This is a genomic window from Microbulbifer maximicatervae (SeqCode) (genome assembly GCF_052466985.1).
This window is the reverse complement of the sequence record NZ_CP174298.1, coordinates 2,728,240-2,743,533: the sequence shown is the minus strand read 5'-3', so window position 1 is coordinate 2,743,533 and position 15,294 is coordinate 2,728,240. Positions and strand designations below refer to the sequence as shown.

The following is a 15,294-nucleotide window of genomic DNA, read 5'->3' as shown; positions in this document are numbered from 1 at the left end:
CGCTGGGTTATATACTTGACTACAGTAGTGGGTTATTCCATACTCGCGCCCCGATCGGAAAAGGGCTGTACATCAGTTGGGAGCTGATATGCGTTTGACAACCAAAGGCCGCTACGCGGTGACTGCCATGCTGGACCTGGCGTTGCACGCTGATCGCGGACCGATCAGTCTGGCAGACATATCCAAGCGCCAGGGTATATCACTGTCCTACCTGGAGCAGTTGTTCTCCCGGTTGCGGCATTCTGGGCTGGTGTCCAGTGTGCGTGGACCCGGCGGTGGCTATCGCCTGGCGCGGGATGGTGAAGAGATTTTTGTGGCGCAGATCATTGATGCGGTCAATGAATCTGTAGACGCCACTAGCTGCGGCGGCAACGCGGATTGCGCCAACGGTGAACAGTGCCTGACCCACTACCTCTGGTCAGACTTGAGCGATCAGATTCATAGCTTCCTCAGCAGTATCAGCTTGGCCAACCTGGTTTCCCGAGCTGAGGTGCAGGAAGTTGCGCGTCGGCAAGATATGCGCGAGGCGCCGGAAGAGAGGGTCGCTGTACTCGGCGGCCTGTGATTGGGGCCCAAACGGGCCAGCAGACAGATATTAGAGATTTACTAAGCGGAAACGGTATGACTATGAAGCTTCCCATCTATCTGGACTATTCGGCTACCTGTCCGGTTGACCCACGCGTCGCCAAGAAAATGGCAGAGCAGCTGACGATGGAAGGCAATTTCGGCAATCCGGCCTCTCGCTCCCACCTGTTTGGTTGGAAAGCGGAAGAAGCAGTGGAGAATGCCCGACGCCAGGTGGCGGAGCTGATCAACGCCGATCCGCGCGAAATTGTCTGGACCAGCGGTGCCACCGAGTCCGACAACCTGGGTATCAAGGGTGCGGCCCACTTTTACCAGAGTCGCGGCAAGCACATCATTACCTCCAAAATTGAGCACAAAGCTGTTTTGGATACCTGCCGCCAGCTGGAGCGGGAAGGTTTTGAAGTGACCTACCTGAATCCCCGCGAAGACGGCATCGTCTATCCGGAGCAGGTTGAGGAAGCCATGCGTGAGGACACCACAGTGGTGAGCCTGATGCACGTCAACAACGAGATCGGGGTAATCAACGATATCGCTGCAATCGGCGAACTGTGTCGCTCGCGCAAAGTTATTTTCCATGTGGACGCGGCCCAGAGCGCCGGCAAGCTGCCGATCGACCTTCAGGAAATGAAAGTTGACCTGATGTCCTTCTCCGGCCACAAAATTTACGGCCCCAAAGGTATCGGTGCCCTTTATGTACGCCGCAAGCCCCGCGTCCGTCTGGAAGCCCAGATGCACGGTGGCGGCCACGAGCGCGGTATGCGCTCCGGTACCTTGCCGACTCACCAGATTGTCGGTATGGGCGAAGCCTTTGGTATTGCTAAAGAAGAAATGGCTCAGGAAGCCGAGCGTCTGCGCTCTCTGCGCGACCGTTTCTGGGATCAGATCAAGGATATGGAAGAGGTCCATATCAACGGTTCCGCCGAGAAGCGAATTCCGGGCAACCTGAACGTGAGCTTTGCGTTTGTAGAAGGTGAGAGCCTGATCATGTCGCTGCGCGACCTGGCGATCTCCTCCGGTTCCGCCTGTACCTCTGCGAGCCTGGAGCCCAGCTACGTACTGCGAGCCCTGGGTGTTAACGACGAATTGGCGCACAGCTCACTGCGCTTCAGCTTCGGTCGTTTTACCAGCGAGAGTGATGTCGACACCGCTGCCGCAGAAGTGCGCAAGGCAGTGGAGAAGCTACGTGAATTGTCACCGCTTTGGGATATGTACAAAGACGGCGTAGACCTGAACAAGATTGAATGGGCCGCTCACTAAGCGCGCGCAAGAGTTAGGAGAAAAGTCATGGCCTATAGCGATAAAGTAATTGACCACTACGAGCACCCCCGCAATGTTGGACGTATGGACGACAAGGCGGACAATGTAGGTACCGGTATGGTGGGCGCGCCCGCCTGTGGTGACGTGATGCGCCTACAGATTCAGGTAAGCGACGAGGGTGTTATCGAAGACGCCAAGTTCAAGACCTACGGCTGTGGTTCCGCCATTGCCTCCAGCTCCCTCCTGACCGAGTGGGTGAAAGGCAAGACGATCGACGAAGCGGAGCAGATCAAGAACACTGCCATTGCAGAGGAGCTGGCGCTGCCGCCGGTAAAAATCCACTGCTCGGTTCTCGCTGAAGATGCGATCAAGGCTGCGGTTCGTGATATCCGTGAAAAGCGCGGTGAGTCTGATGACGCTGTAGAAGCCAAGGAATCTGCGGCGGGTTAACTTTTCGTCCAAATGTAGCGTCTAAACATAGCGAAGGTGTTGTTTTGGCTATTAGTATGACCGAGGCCGCTGAGGCCCACATTCAAAGTCAATTGGCCAAGCGAGGCAAGGGAATCGGCATTCGTGTCGGTGTCAAGACGGCCGGCTGTTCCGGTCTCGCCTATGTGCTGGAATTTGTCGATTCGTTCGAAGCCGAAGATACGGTATTCGAGCAAAACGGCGTCAAGTTGGTGGTGGACCCCAAGAGTCTGGTTTACCTCGACGGCACCCAGCTGGATTTCGTCAAGGAAGGCCTGAACGAAGGCTTCACCTTCTCGAATCCCAATGTAAAAAATGAGTGTGGCTGCGGCGAGAGTTTCCACGTCTGATTCGCTCTCGCCCCACAAGGCCGGGTGCGCTGCGCATACCGGCCTTTTTATTGGCTCCTCGGACAGTTGGGGGCCGTGCAGCAGTAAGCGGCAACTTCAGCCGCGTCCCAGGCTGTGCCCCAGTAGGTATATTCAGATGGCAACCAACCTGAACCATTTCGAAGTTTTTGGTCTGCAACCCGCGTTCGCGGTCGATCGCAGTGCCCTGGCGACCCGCTACCGGGAATTACAGCGGGAATTCCACCCGGACAAATACGCTTCCCATTCCGAGGGCGAACAATTGTTGGCCATCAAAATGGCGGCTCAGATCAATGAGGCGCACACCGTTTTGCGCGACCCGGTACAGCGCGCCGCCTATCTACTCAAGTTGGCCGGGGTAGATGTGCCACCTGAGCAGACCACCAAAGATACTGAATTTCTGATGCAGCAGATGATGTTGCGCGAGCGTCTGGAAGAAGTGCGCGAGCAGCCCGATCCGGCAGCTGCGCTGGATGAGCTCAGTGCTGAGGCACGGGGGCTGATCTCCAATGAGGAACAGCGCTTTGCCGAAACTTATGACGGGGGCGATCTGGGCGCAGCAGAGGACTCGCTGCGCAAGCTTCAGTTCCTGGCCAAGCTTGAGAAACAAATTGACGAGCTGGAAGAAGACCTTTTCAACGACTAGTTGCGAGAGCACTGACTGAGAGGGCCAGACGGTACCGCGCCCCGCTTAAAGAAGAGATAACTAATGGCATTACTGCAGATTTCTGAACCGGGCCAGAGCCCAGCTCCCCACCAGCGCAAGCATGCAGTGGGTATCGATTTGGGGACCACTAACTCACTGGTAGCGACCGTGCGCAGTGGATCGGCAGAGGCCATTGCCGATGAGCAGGGTGAAGTGATCCTGCCATCAGCGGTGCACTACGGAGCCGAGGCGATTACCGTGGGTGCTGAAGCCCGCGCGTGCGCTGCAGAAGATCCCTACAACACCATGATTTCTATCAAGCGCCTGATGGGGCGAGGTGTTGCAGATATCAAAAGTTTTGGTGAGCAGTTGCCCTATCGCCTGGCTGAGAGCAGTGGCGGTATGCCTTCGATTGAAACTGCAGCCGGACCGGTAAACCCGGTGCAGGTATCGGCAGAAATCCTGAAAAAACTGGCTGCGCGCGGCCGCGAAGCGCTCTATGGCAAAGCGGGCGGTGAGCTGGATGGTGCGGTGATCACCGTGCCGGCCTACTTCGATGATGCCCAGCGCCAAGCGACCAAAGACGCCGCCCAACTGGCGGGCCTGAAAGTCCTGCGCCTGCTCAACGAGCCCACAGCAGCGGCTGTTGCCTACGGCCTGGATAAAGGCGAAGAGGGTGTGATCGCGGTCTATGACCTCGGTGGCGGCACCTTCGATATCTCTATTCTGCGTCTGTCCCGGGGTGTGTTTGAAGTCATGTCTACCGGCGGCGATACCGCTCTCGGTGGCGACGATTTCGATCGCACTATCGCTTCCTGGATCGCCGAGCAAGTGGGATTGGGTACCGATCTCGACGCCGCGACCCAGCGAGCCCTGTTAGACAGCGCCTGTGCTGCGAAAGAATCCCTGTCCAGTGTCGAGCAGGTGGAAGTGCAATACGGCGACTGGTCCGGTGTGCTCGATCGCGACACCATGGCTTCAATGCTGGACCCCCTGATCGATAAAACCCTACGCGCCTGTAAGCGCGCCCTGCGCGATGCCGGTATCAGTGCCGATGAGGTGCAGGAAGTAGTTTTGGTGGGTGGCTCCACTCGTACTTTGCGCGTGCGGGAGCGGGTTGAGGGTTATTTTGGTCGTCCCCCCCATGCGGAAATTGACCCGGACCAAGTAGTAGCAATCGGCGCCGCGATTCAGGCTGATGTACTTGTGGGCAATAAGTCCAGCGAAGAACTGCTGCTGTTGGATGTTATTCCGCTTTCCCTCGGGATTGAAACCATGGGCGGCCTCGCGGAAAAACTGATTGATCGCAACACGACCATCCCCGTCTCCAAAGCCCAGGAGTTCACCACTTTTAAAGATGGCCAGACTGCCATGGCGATCCATGTCGTGCAGGGCGAGCGGGAGCTGGTGAGTGACTGTCGCTCACTGGCGCGCTTTGAATTGCGCGGCATACCGCCGATGGTGGCCGGTGCCGCCCATATCCGTGTGACTTTCCAGGTGGATGCTGACGGTCTTTTATCGGTGACAGCCATGGAAAAAAGCAGTGGTGTCAGTGCCGATATTACGGTTAAACCGTCTTATGGGCTGGAGGACAAGGATATTGCGCGAATGCTGCAGGAATCCTACACCCACGCCGCTGAGGATGTCGCCCTGCGCGCCCTGCGCGAGGCCCAGGTGGAAGCGGAGAGAACCCTGGAAAGCATGTTGGTGGCCCTGCGTGAGAACGGTGCCCAGCTGCTGGACGAAGGTGAGTTAAATGAGCTTGAGCACGCGATGGAGGCTTTGCGCTTGGCCCATAACGGCGGCGACGCAGAGGAAATTCGTCGACGTATCGAAGCCTTGAATAAGTTGTCTGAGCCTTTTGCTGCCAAGCGTATGGATGCCTCCATTAAGCGCGCTATGCAGGGCCACAGCTTGGATGAATTTGATAAATAACCATGATCAGGCGCAGACTCTGCGCTGCCGGCGGCCGGGGAGTCGTTACTTTCTCCCCGTCGGATTGAGACCACAGAGGTTCAGTACCCCATGCCGAAGATAGTATTTTTACCCCATCCGGAAATGTGCCCTGAGGGCAAAGTGGTGGAAGCGGAGAGCGGTGTCAGTGTGATCGACGCGGCCCTGGCCAACGATATTGAAATTGAGCACGCTTGTGAAAAAGCCTGTGCTTGTACCACTTGCCACGTCATTGTACGCGAGGGCTTCGATTCCCTGGAAGAGCCGGACGAGCTTGAAGAGGACCTGCTGGATAAAGCCTGGGGCTTGGAACCGGAGTCTCGCCTGTCCTGTCAGGCGATTGTGGAAGATGAAGACCTGGTGGTCGAGATTCCCAAGTACACCATCAACCAGGTGTCGGAAAAGCACTGACCTGCACGCTGAGGAAGCCGAATCATGAAGTGGACTGATATTCACGATATTGCCATAGAGTTGAGCGAAGCTCACGAGGATGTGGACCCTCTGACGGTCAACTTTGTCGACCTGCGCAACTGGGTGATGGCGCTGCCCGGATTTGATGACGATCCTGATCGCTGCGGAGAGAAAATCCTCGAAGCGATCCAGGCTGCCTGGATCGAAGAGCAGGAGTGACCGGCCTTCGGGGGCAGTATTGGCAAGAGAGTACAAAAGTCGATCAATACCCCGTATAATCCGCCGGCCGCGAAATGCGGTGATCAAAAATTGAGTACCCCCGGTGGGTATGAAAGGAATATCAGGGAAGAGCAACTGAGTAGGTTGCTCTTTCTTTATGTAGGGAGCCTCTGAACAACTCCGCAACAATCCCGCAACACCTCTGCGAGCCTTGAAGGCCCGCCCTGCGGGGCTTACAGAGTTGTTCAGAGGTTCCTAAGTTAAGTTACAAAAAATCAATTTGGAGATAACCATGGCCCTGGAGCGTACCCTTTCTATCATCAAGCCGGACGCAGTAGCCAAGAATGTAATCGGTGAAATCGAGAGCCGTTTTGAGAAAGCTGGCCTGAGCATTGTTGCCATGAAGATGGTTCAACTGTCCCGCGAAAAAGCTGAAGGTTTCTACGCTGAGCACAAAGAGCGTCCTTTCTTCAAAGACCTGGTTGACTTCATGACTTCCGGTCCAGTTGTTGTACAGGTTCTGGAAGGCGAGAACGCTATCCTGGCAAACCGCGACCTGATGGGTGCTACCAACCCTAAAGAAGCTGCTGCTGGCACCATCCGCGCTGACTTCGCTGACAGCATCGACGCCAACGCTGTACACGGTTCCGACTCCGCAGAGTCCGCTGCTCGCGAAGTAAGCTACTTCTTCGCCGACGAAGAAATCTGCGCGCGCGCTTAATCCGCGCCACAAATCGCACCGGTCTGTCCGGACCGGTGCAATTCTTCCCCGAGGTGAAATGAATGACCACAGAGAAAACCAACCTGCTCGGCCTTTCGGTAGAAAAGCTGGCCGCCTTTTTTGAATCATTGGGCGAGAAGCGCTTCCGCGCTGTTCAGGTTTTAAAGTGGATTCACCAGAATGGGGTTGATGATTTTGCTGAGATGACCAATGTCAGCAAGGCCCTGCGTCAAAAGCTGGCGGAAGTGGCCGAAGTCCGTGCCCCGGAAGTATTGAATCAGTGGGATTCCGCCGATGGCACACGGAAATGGTTAATTAAAGTCTCCGGTGGCAATGCTATCGAGACTGTTTATATCCCCGATGGTGATCGCGGCACCCTTTGTGTCTCCTCCCAGGTGGGCTGTTCCCTGGATTGCAGCTTTTGTGCAACTGGCAAGCAGGGCTTTAACCGCGATTTAACGGCGGCAGAAATTATCGGGCAGGTCTGGATTGCCTGTAAATCTTTCGGTCAATTGGACCCGAAAGGACCGCGCAAGGTTACCAACGTAGTGATGATGGGCATGGGTGAGCCATTGCTCAATTTCGACAATGTGGTCGATTCCATGAACCTGATGATGGAAGACAACGCCTACGGTATTTCCAAGCGCCGCGTTACCCTGTCGACCTCCGGTGTAGTGCCCGCACTGGACCGCCTCGCCGATGTGACCGATGTGAGCCTGGCAATTTCCCTGCATGCGCCCAACGATGAATTGCGTAACGAGTTGGTGCCGATCAATAAAAAATACCCTATTGCGGTGCTACTGGATTCCGCCAAGCGCTACATCGACCGCATGCCGGATACGCACCGTAAAATGACCATTGAATACACGCTGATGCGCGAGGTTAACGACCGCCCGGAGCACGCTGAGCAATTGGCAGAGCTGCTTAAAGAGATTCCGGTGAAAATTAACCTGATTCCCTTTAACCCGTTTGAGTTGTCCGACTACCAGCGAGTGAGTAATAACGCACTGCGTCGCTTCCAGCAGATTTTGCTCGACAAAGGTTATACCGTGACTGTGCGCACTACACGCGGCGATGATATTGATGCGGCCTGTGGTCAGTTGGCAGGCAGTGTTAACGACCGCACCCGCCGCTCTGAGCGCTACCGCAATGCAGAGCGCCCTGTTCGTATTGTTAACTAGTCGCTGGTAATTTTTTGTATAGGCTGCCAAATTGTTGGCAGCCTATTGGCTTCGATTTTCCCCATCTCAAAAAAACTCTGTTTAGCCTAAAAGTTCCTTTCTATTCTATTTTTCGTGTCAACGAAATTGCTTTATCTAACGTTTAACGCTCGAGGAAAATTTACCCGGGAAGGGAGCGTTGGATATATGCATGAGACTAGGTCAAAACGATCATATTTTTTTAATTTGCATTTTGCTTGCAACATTTTGACTTTGAATGAAATAGCTGGCCATTGGAGAGAGGTCTTCACTAGACCGTCTGGCACTGGATCTTTGCAGTAGCTACACCCGTATCTCCAACATCCATCAAAACATTATGACGCTATAGCGTGCTATCCAGTCATTTTCATTTGGCCTGGAGCTGTTACAGCGTGCTTAGGTTCAGGAAAAACAAAGTGTAGAAATGCTTGCACATCTGTGTTGAGAGTTGAAGTGCATGGAGTTCTCTGAGTTGCCTGGCTTAGGAAAAGAAAAGTTATCGACGGGACTGTTCGAATATTATGAACGCGGAAAAAAACCAATTAACCCAATTGCTTGTAGCGCTGAATAAGCTGCTGTTCATTTCTTTATTTCTATTTATGGTGGGCTGTGGGGGCGGTGGTTCCTCTAGCGGTGAGGATGATTCATCGACAGAGACTACTGAAAATGATAGCGGCTCTGGGGACAGCTCTGGCTCAGACGATGGTGACGATTCGGATGGTGACTCGGATGGTGACTCGGATGGTGATACTGGGTCAGATGATGATTCCGATTCAGAGCAGGGGATCTTGGTTGCTGAACTGATTGCAAACCCCTTCTCCGGCACCAGCATAGGGCTCTCCTGGGAGGACTCTGAAGAGACCTACAGCATCTATCGCGATGGCGAATTGATCGCAGAAACTACAGATAACCATTACGTGGATGAAGTCCTCTCAGTTAATACTGAATATAGTTATTGGGTCGGTGTGGGGAGTATTGATAGTGATACTAATAGTATTACTGCAAAAACACTGGTTAATAACACGAATGATGGCCTGAGCAATGGTACTGAAGCAGAGGCCATTGAAAAGCGCATTGTTGATTTTGATGAATGTCAAAATGAGCGCTCAGCCGTAGATGTTGACGATAGTAGTCTCGACAGTTGCTTGCAGGCTGTGCTGGATGAAGTGGGAATGGCAGAGCAATTGGAGGATATGCGCGCTTTCGCTGCTCGAGTTAGAAGTGAGCAAGACCCGGAGATGGTTGAGTTGGGTATGCGGTTATTCCACAGTAAAAGTCTTAGTGCTAACGGTGATACTGCCTGCTCTTCCTGCCACCACCCGACAATAGGCTGCGCTGGTGATGACCTTTCCATGTCTGTTGGGGTTAATGCCGTTGATCCCGATTTGCTTGGTCCAGGGCGTTCCGATGGTGAAAACGAAGTGCCGTTGGTTGCACGCAATGCCCAGCCTATTTGTAATGTGGCGCTCTGGGATAATGGATTATTCTGGGACAACCGCGTTCTTTTCACGAGCGACGGTGGCCTTAAAACAGACTCCAGGGATGTAACCAATAATACTGAAGCGGCGGTTGGTACCGGTACTTTGGCACTTATGATGGCCCAAGCCCATTTTCCGGTGACAGATGCTGCTGAGATGGGGGATATTTCTGAATTTGGCTACGACGAAAGTAGCGACGATGACCTTACTGACTACCGTGAGGAATATCTTATACCAAAGCTCAATGAGGAGTCCTGGGGCCCCTTATTTGCTGCCGCTTATGGAGACAACAGTATTGACTACAGTAGGGTCGCACAGGCGATTGCCGCCTATGAAGCGGTATATATTTTTATTGATAACCCCTTCTTTGACTATATCGACGGTGACCTGACAGCGCTGGATGACGATGCGAAGCGGGGAGCAATTACTTATTTTACGCCAGGCTCTGGTTGTACTGCTTGCCATACGGGCGCCTTCTTTACTAACCAGGGTTTGAGGGTCGTTAACTATCCTCAAATTGGTGTCGGAAAAGAGGATGATGGCGCTGATTGGGGAGGGGCAGTACTGGGTGGCTTTCGTGTTCCAACACTGCTCAATGCAGGCATTACTGGTCCCTGGGGGCACGCCGGGCAGTTTGGCTCCTTAGAAAGAAATATTGAGCACTATGCCGGGCAAGCGGATTCGGTATCCCGGTATTTCGCAGATAGTGAAATGTGCGACCTGGATCAGTTTGCTGAGCTAGAAGACTGCGCAGCGAAAGTTGCGCCCAATGGTCTGGAGTTGACCGAGGCAATTCTGGAGATAGATGGTGATGCAGCACTTCCGATAGACGACGATGAAGTGAAGCTGCTAGCGGCATTTCTTGAGGCGCTCACTGACCCGGATGCTGAGAATGTAAATTCAAATGCAACCCAATCCCTGATTCCTCCCCGTGACGGCGGCCCCGATGGAATGCAGCTGGATGCCTGGGATCAGGACGGCAACGAACTTTAATATTCCTGCATTTTATTTGAGCATCTCACTAATATTGACTTACTGGTGAGATGCCAACTCTTCATTAGCGACCCTTATTCGCATTCATCATTCAGGCAACCACCTTCTGCCTTAAAATTCACCACAGTTTCATTCTTTCTTTGCTTCCAGAGCCAGGCCGAAGTTGATCCGAGAGTGAATTCCTGCGATCAGGGCTAGGTATAAGTCATCGTCTGGATTGCGAAGTTTTTAGTCAGTTGTTGCTGGAAAAAATGCTATCCCCTGAAATTCTGGTGAGTTGGTCGTTCTCTCCGGGATTCACTCCAGACTTTTGTTCACATTTCTTCCTTAATTGGTCAACCAAATCTATTGGTGTCGCGTTATCACCTATGAACTATTAAAAATATATGGAAGGGACCACTAGGATTTTTATGAGTGCTCAGAAGTTTGATCAAAAAATCTATCCCAAAATTTTACTTAGACTCTTTTTCCTTGCGCTATTTTCGTTGTTGGTTGGTTGTGGCTCCGGGTCATCTGGTAGTGAGGATAATTCGCCTGCAGATACCGTTCAGGGTGATGATGGCTCTGGCTCTGGCTCTGGCTCTGGCTCTGGCTCTGGCTCTGGCTCTGGCTCTGGCTCTGGTTCAGGGACGGGCACCGATCCTGAGCCTGATCCTGAAGAAGCCGGTGAACCCGCTGAGCTAATTGGCTATGCTCACTCGGGAACCAGTATCGGTCTTAACTGGGAAAGAGATGGTGAGACTTACTTTATCTATCGAAACGGTGAAAAGGTCGCGGAAACCAGCAATAACTATTATGTCGAACAGGGTCTCTCAGTTAACACCGAATATGTTTACTCTGTCAGTACGGTTGATGCTGCAAACGAATCGGAAACTTCACAGGTTACGGTCAAGACATTAGTTAATGACACCAATGCTGGCCTGAATAACGGTACAGAAGATGATGTTTTAAATGAGCGCATCTCCACGTTTGCAGAGTGTAAAAATACTGCGACAGCACTAGATCTACTCGAAGAGGACTTGGACAATTGTTTGGCAGTCATGCTCGAGTACAATCGCATGGTTTCTCTTGTCGAAGATATTCGGGCTTTTGCCGCACGGGTCCGCAGTGAGCAGGACCCTGCCAAGGTGGAGCTGGGTATGCGTCTGTTCCACAACAAGTCTCTCAGTGCTAATCAAGATGCTTCTTGTTCATCCTGTCACCACCCTGCAATTGGTTGTGGTGGAGATGACCTCTCGATGCCGGTTGGAGTGAATGCTGTAGATACTGCTTTGCTCGGGCCAGGTCGATCTGATGGAACTAATGAAGTGCCTTTAGTGCCGAGAAATTCACAAGCTATTTGTAATGCGTCACTATGGTCTCGTGGACTGTTCTGGGATAACCGGGTCTCACTGAGTCCGAATGGCGTTCTCCGTACGGATTCAAGAGATGTTACCGATAATACGAATGATGCTGTGGGATCTGGTTCGTTAGCCCTACTTATGGCGCAGGCGCATTTCCCGGTAACGGCCCCGCCAGAAATGGGTGACATCGCGGACTTTGGATACGATGATTCTGTCGATGAAAATTTCACTGCATACCGCGAAGATATATTAGCGGCTAATTTGGATGTCGAAGCTTGGGCTCCTCTGTTTACGTCTGCCTTTGGGGATTCTGAAATCAATTTCAGTCGCATTGCTGAAGCAATTGCAGCTTATGAAGCCGTGCAAATATTTATCGATAATCCCTTCTTTGACTATGTGGGCGGTAACCTGGAGGCGCTCGATGTAGAGGAAAAGCGTGGTGCTATTACTTTTATGTCGAAGGATGCTGGGTGCACGTTCTGTCACAAGGGAGCTTTCTTCACGTCTGAAGCCTTGATGGCCGCAAATTATCCGCAGATAGGCATAGGAACCGATGAGAGTGGCAGTGGGGAAGATCTGGGTGGAGAGGGTTCCTTAGGGTTCGGAGCATTCAGGGCACCGACCTTACTGAATGTGGCGATCACTGGTCCCTGGGGGCACAACGGGCAATTTGGCACGCTGAAGAGAAATGTTGAACACTACAGTGATCATGGAGCCTCCATTTCCAGGTACTTTGAAAATAGTGAGATGTGTGATCTCGCTCAATTCAAGGATCTTGAAAATTGCGCCAGTAAACTGGCTCCCAATGGTTTGGCACACTCTCAGTCGATCTTAGATGGGAATGAGGGTGGGGGTATAAATCGCCTGAGCGAAGAAGAGATGGACCTTATAGTGGTATTTCTGGGGACTCTTACTGACCCCAAGGCCGCGAATACCAACTCTAATGAGATTCAGTTTCTGATTCCTCCTCGGGATGGTGGACCAGATGGAAAGCAGCTAGATGCAAAAGATAGTGATGGTAAAAGTTTATAGCCTTCATTCCATTGACTCTTTGGGAAATGGTTGCGTCAAGAGCGCTTTGCGTTTCCCCTAAGTTGGATTAGCCGGCTATTTGTCGGTAGTCACCGCTAAAAAGCTGTCGGTTGTTTCCGGCAGCTTTTTTAAATCTATCTGAAATAATCCTGATACAGTTTGTTTTTGCAAACTCTCCTTGCTTTTCCCACCTCTGATTCAACGGCGCAAAAATATTTTCATTGGGGTTTGGGCGTTAACGCCCAAATTTCAGAGATTGAATTTACATATTTTCTTAAGCAAACACTGAAACTACTAATTTTTATTAAATTCCTGACTATGAGAACGGATATAGTAGCTTACTGCGACCTTATTAGCAGTTATTCCCGTTTTAAGTCATTACAGTAGGCCCTGGGAGTAACTGGATATTTTCGCAATGCCGCTGATTTTCAGGTCGGTTCACAACCACTGTGAGGCTCCCTAGATCCCTCATTAGGTTGCAACGCAGAATTTATTCTTAGATATAGTAAGTGTTTCCTTACCCTTTGATGCCAGTGCTGGCACTTAGGTCTGTATTTGCTGTCCAGAACTCGGAATAAGAAAAGGTCATTGACGGGCAGGTCAAGAACTATGAATGTTGATAAAAATCAAATCACACTATCGCTAACGGCTCTGGTAAAGCTGCTGGTCCTACCTCTATTTCTTGTGATGGTGGGCTGCGGAGGAGGTGGTTCCTCAAGTAGTGGCAATGACACACCTACTGAAACTTCTGATACTGGCAGTGATGGTGATTCTGGTTCAGGTGATGATGATAATGGCGATGGCGATGGCGATGGCGATGGCGATGGCGATGGCGATGGCGATGGCGATGGCGATGGCGATGGCGATGGCGATGGCGATGGCGATGGCGATACAGGCTCAGGTCAGGGAATTATTCCTGCAGAACTGATCGGCAACGCATTTTCCGGTACCAGCATCGGTCTTTCCTGGGAAAGCACCGGTGCGACCTATGTTATCTATCGTGGCAGCGAACGAATTGCTGAGACGACTAGCGGATACTATGTCGATGAAGGTCTCTCATCAGACACTGAATATACCTACTCAGTAACCACCGGCGATGTCGACAGCGAAGATGAGACCGCCAGCGTCACTGCCAGAACATTGGTAAATAATACTAATGACGGCCTCAGTAATGGTTCTGATGCAGACGGTTCTGATAGCCGAATTTCCGATTTTGATGAATGTCAAAATGCGCGTTCAGCAGTCAATATTGCTGATGGCAGTCTCGATAGCTGCTTACAGGCAGTGCTGGATGACGTTGGCATGGCCGAGCAGTTGGAAGATATGCGCGCCTTTGCTGCCCGGGTCAGAAGTGAACAGGACCCTGCCATGGTAGAGCTGGGTATGCGCTTGTTTCACAATAAAAACCTGAGCGCTGATGGTGATGCATCTTGTTCTTCCTGCCACCACCCGGCAATAGGTTGTGGTGGCGATGACTTGTCCATGCCAGTTGGTGTTGATCCCGTTGATGCTGAATTAGTCGGTCCCGGTCGCTCCGACGGCCAGAATGAAGTTCCGTTGGTACCGCGAAATGCCCAGCCAATCTGCAATGTAGCCCTTTGGGATAACGGCTTGTTTTGGGATAACCGAGTGGCGATCAATGGTAATGGCGGGCTCAGGACAGACTCCCGGGATGTTACTCGCAATACAGAGGCGGCCGTAGGTACTGGTACCCTCGCACTGATGATGGCCCAAGCCCACTTCCCGGTCACAGAAGCTGCAGAGATGGGGGATATCACCCAGTTCGGTTACGACGATACCAGCGATGATGGTTTTACTGATTACCGTGAGGATATTCTCGCTGAAAAATTAACCCAGGACTCGTGGGGTGCAATGTTTACCGCAGCTTTTGGCGATTCGGCAATTAACTTCAGCAGAATTGCAGAGGCAATTGCCTCTTACGAAGCGGTGCAAATTTTTATCGATAACCCCTTCTTTGATTATGTCGATGGAGATCTCGCGGCCCTCAATAGCGATGAAAAGCGAGGGGCAATTACCTTTATGACACGAAATTCAGGGTGTACAAATTGCCACTCAGGCGCCTTTTTCTCTAATCAGGGGCTGAGAGCTGTCAGTTATCCACAGATTGGTGTTGGTAAAGATGAGAGTGGCAGTGGCGCTGACCTGGGTGGTAATGGAAGCGGCAGTTTCCGCACGCCAACGCTGCTTAACGTGGCGCTCACTGGCCCCTGGGGGCACGCAGGTCAGTTCGGTACATTGAAAAGAAATGTCGAGCATTACACTGCTCGAGCCGATTCTGTTTCCCAGTATTTCACCAACAGTGAGATGTGCGATTTGGATCAGTTTGCAGAGGTGGATGAGTGTGCCGCGAAAGTTGCGCCCAATGGCCAGGCACTGACTGAAGCACTGTTGGCTGAAAATGGCGACGGCGCTGTGAATTTGGACGACGAGGAAGTTGATTTACTGGTAGCGTTCCTCGAAACCCTAACTGATCCAGATGCGGCAAATACTGACTCCAATGCAGTCCAGTCATTGATTCCACCGCGGGACACTGGTCCAGATGGCATGCAGCTGGATGCGGTTAACCAGGAAGGTAATCAACTCTAACTCTTCTAAGCCCT

The 15,294-nt window shown here is 52.1% G+C and carries 13 protein-coding genes; all 13 read left to right on the top strand.

Annotated features, from left to right (window positions below):
• Positions 1-88: 88 nt before the first annotated feature.
• The 13 genes from iscR to ACJJI3_RS12055 all read left to right on the top strand — a co-directional run bounded on the left by iscR (position 89) and on the right by ACJJI3_RS12055 (position 15,280).
• Entirely contained in the window at positions 89-565 is a 477-nt protein-coding gene (iscR, locus tag ACJJI3_RS12115) for a Fe-S cluster assembly transcriptional regulator IscR (RefSeq protein ID WP_282934079.1), read from the top strand.
• A 62-nt stretch (positions 566-627) separates the two neighbouring features.
• Positions 628-1,842, top strand: coding sequence for an IscS subfamily cysteine desulfurase (locus tag ACJJI3_RS12110; protein WP_444894792.1), 1,215 nt, complete (start codon positions 628-630; stop codon positions 1,840-1,842).
• A gap of 27 nt (positions 1,843-1,869) precedes the next feature.
• Positions 1,870-2,292: a Fe-S cluster assembly scaffold IscU gene (gene iscU, locus ACJJI3_RS12105; protein ID WP_108731985.1), complete on the top strand. Its 423-nt coding sequence runs from the start codon at positions 1,870-1,872 to the stop codon at positions 2,290-2,292.
• Positions 2,293-2,348: 56 nt separating this feature from the next.
• On the top strand, positions 2,349-2,660 hold the full coding sequence (iscA, locus tag ACJJI3_RS12100; protein WP_444895049.1) for an iron-sulfur cluster assembly protein IscA: 312 nt from the start codon (positions 2,349-2,351) through the stop codon (positions 2,658-2,660).
• A 136-nt stretch (positions 2,661-2,796) separates the two neighbouring features.
• The gene (gene hscB / locus ACJJI3_RS12095) at positions 2,797-3,324 is read left to right on the top strand and encodes a co-chaperone HscB (RefSeq protein ID WP_413664557.1); all 528 of its coding nucleotides are present in this window, start codon (positions 2,797-2,799) and stop codon (positions 3,322-3,324) included.
• A 63-nt stretch (positions 3,325-3,387) separates the two neighbouring features.
• The gene (gene hscA, locus ACJJI3_RS12090; protein WP_444939867.1) at positions 3,388-5,259 is read left to right on the top strand and encodes a Fe-S protein assembly chaperone HscA; all 1,872 of its coding nucleotides are present in this window, start codon (positions 3,388-3,390) and stop codon (positions 5,257-5,259) included.
• A gap of 90 nt (positions 5,260-5,349) precedes the next feature.
• Positions 5,350-5,688 carry an ISC system 2Fe-2S type ferredoxin gene (gene fdx, locus ACJJI3_RS12085; RefSeq protein WP_108731989.1) on the top strand — a complete coding sequence of 113 codons (339 nt, stop codon included), beginning with the start codon at positions 5,350-5,352 and terminating at the stop codon, positions 5,686-5,688.
• Positions 5,689-5,712: 24 nt separating this feature from the next.
• Positions 5,713-5,907, top strand: coding sequence for a Fe-S cluster assembly protein IscX (gene iscX, locus ACJJI3_RS12080; protein WP_282934076.1), 195 nt, complete (start codon positions 5,713-5,715; stop codon positions 5,905-5,907).
• Positions 5,908-6,199: 292 nt separating this feature from the next.
• Entirely contained in the window at positions 6,200-6,628 is a 429-nt protein-coding gene (gene ndk, locus ACJJI3_RS12075; RefSeq protein WP_444939866.1) for a nucleoside-diphosphate kinase, read from the top strand.
• A gap of 62 nt (positions 6,629-6,690) precedes the next feature.
• A complete protein-coding gene (rlmN, locus tag ACJJI3_RS12070) occupies positions 6,691-7,809 on the top strand; it encodes a dual-specificity RNA methyltransferase RlmN (RefSeq protein ID WP_444892905.1) in 1,119 nt (372 codons plus the stop codon).
• A gap of 539 nt (positions 7,810-8,348) precedes the next feature.
• Positions 8,349-10,298 carry a cytochrome-c peroxidase gene (locus ACJJI3_RS12065; protein WP_444939865.1) on the top strand — a complete coding sequence of 650 codons (1,950 nt, stop codon included), beginning with the start codon at positions 8,349-8,351 and terminating at the stop codon, positions 10,296-10,298.
• Between the two features lie 410 nt (positions 10,299-10,708).
• Positions 10,709-12,673 carry a cytochrome-c peroxidase gene (locus ACJJI3_RS12060; RefSeq protein ID WP_444939864.1) on the top strand — a complete coding sequence of 655 codons (1,965 nt, stop codon included), beginning with the start codon at positions 10,709-10,711 and terminating at the stop codon, positions 12,671-12,673.
• Between the two features lie 609 nt (positions 12,674-13,282).
• Complete coding sequence (locus tag ACJJI3_RS12055; RefSeq protein WP_444939863.1) at positions 13,283-15,280, top strand: cytochrome-c peroxidase; 1,998 nt, start codon at positions 13,283-13,285, stop codon at positions 15,278-15,280.
• The last annotated feature ends 14 nt before the right edge of the window (positions 15,281-15,294 follow it).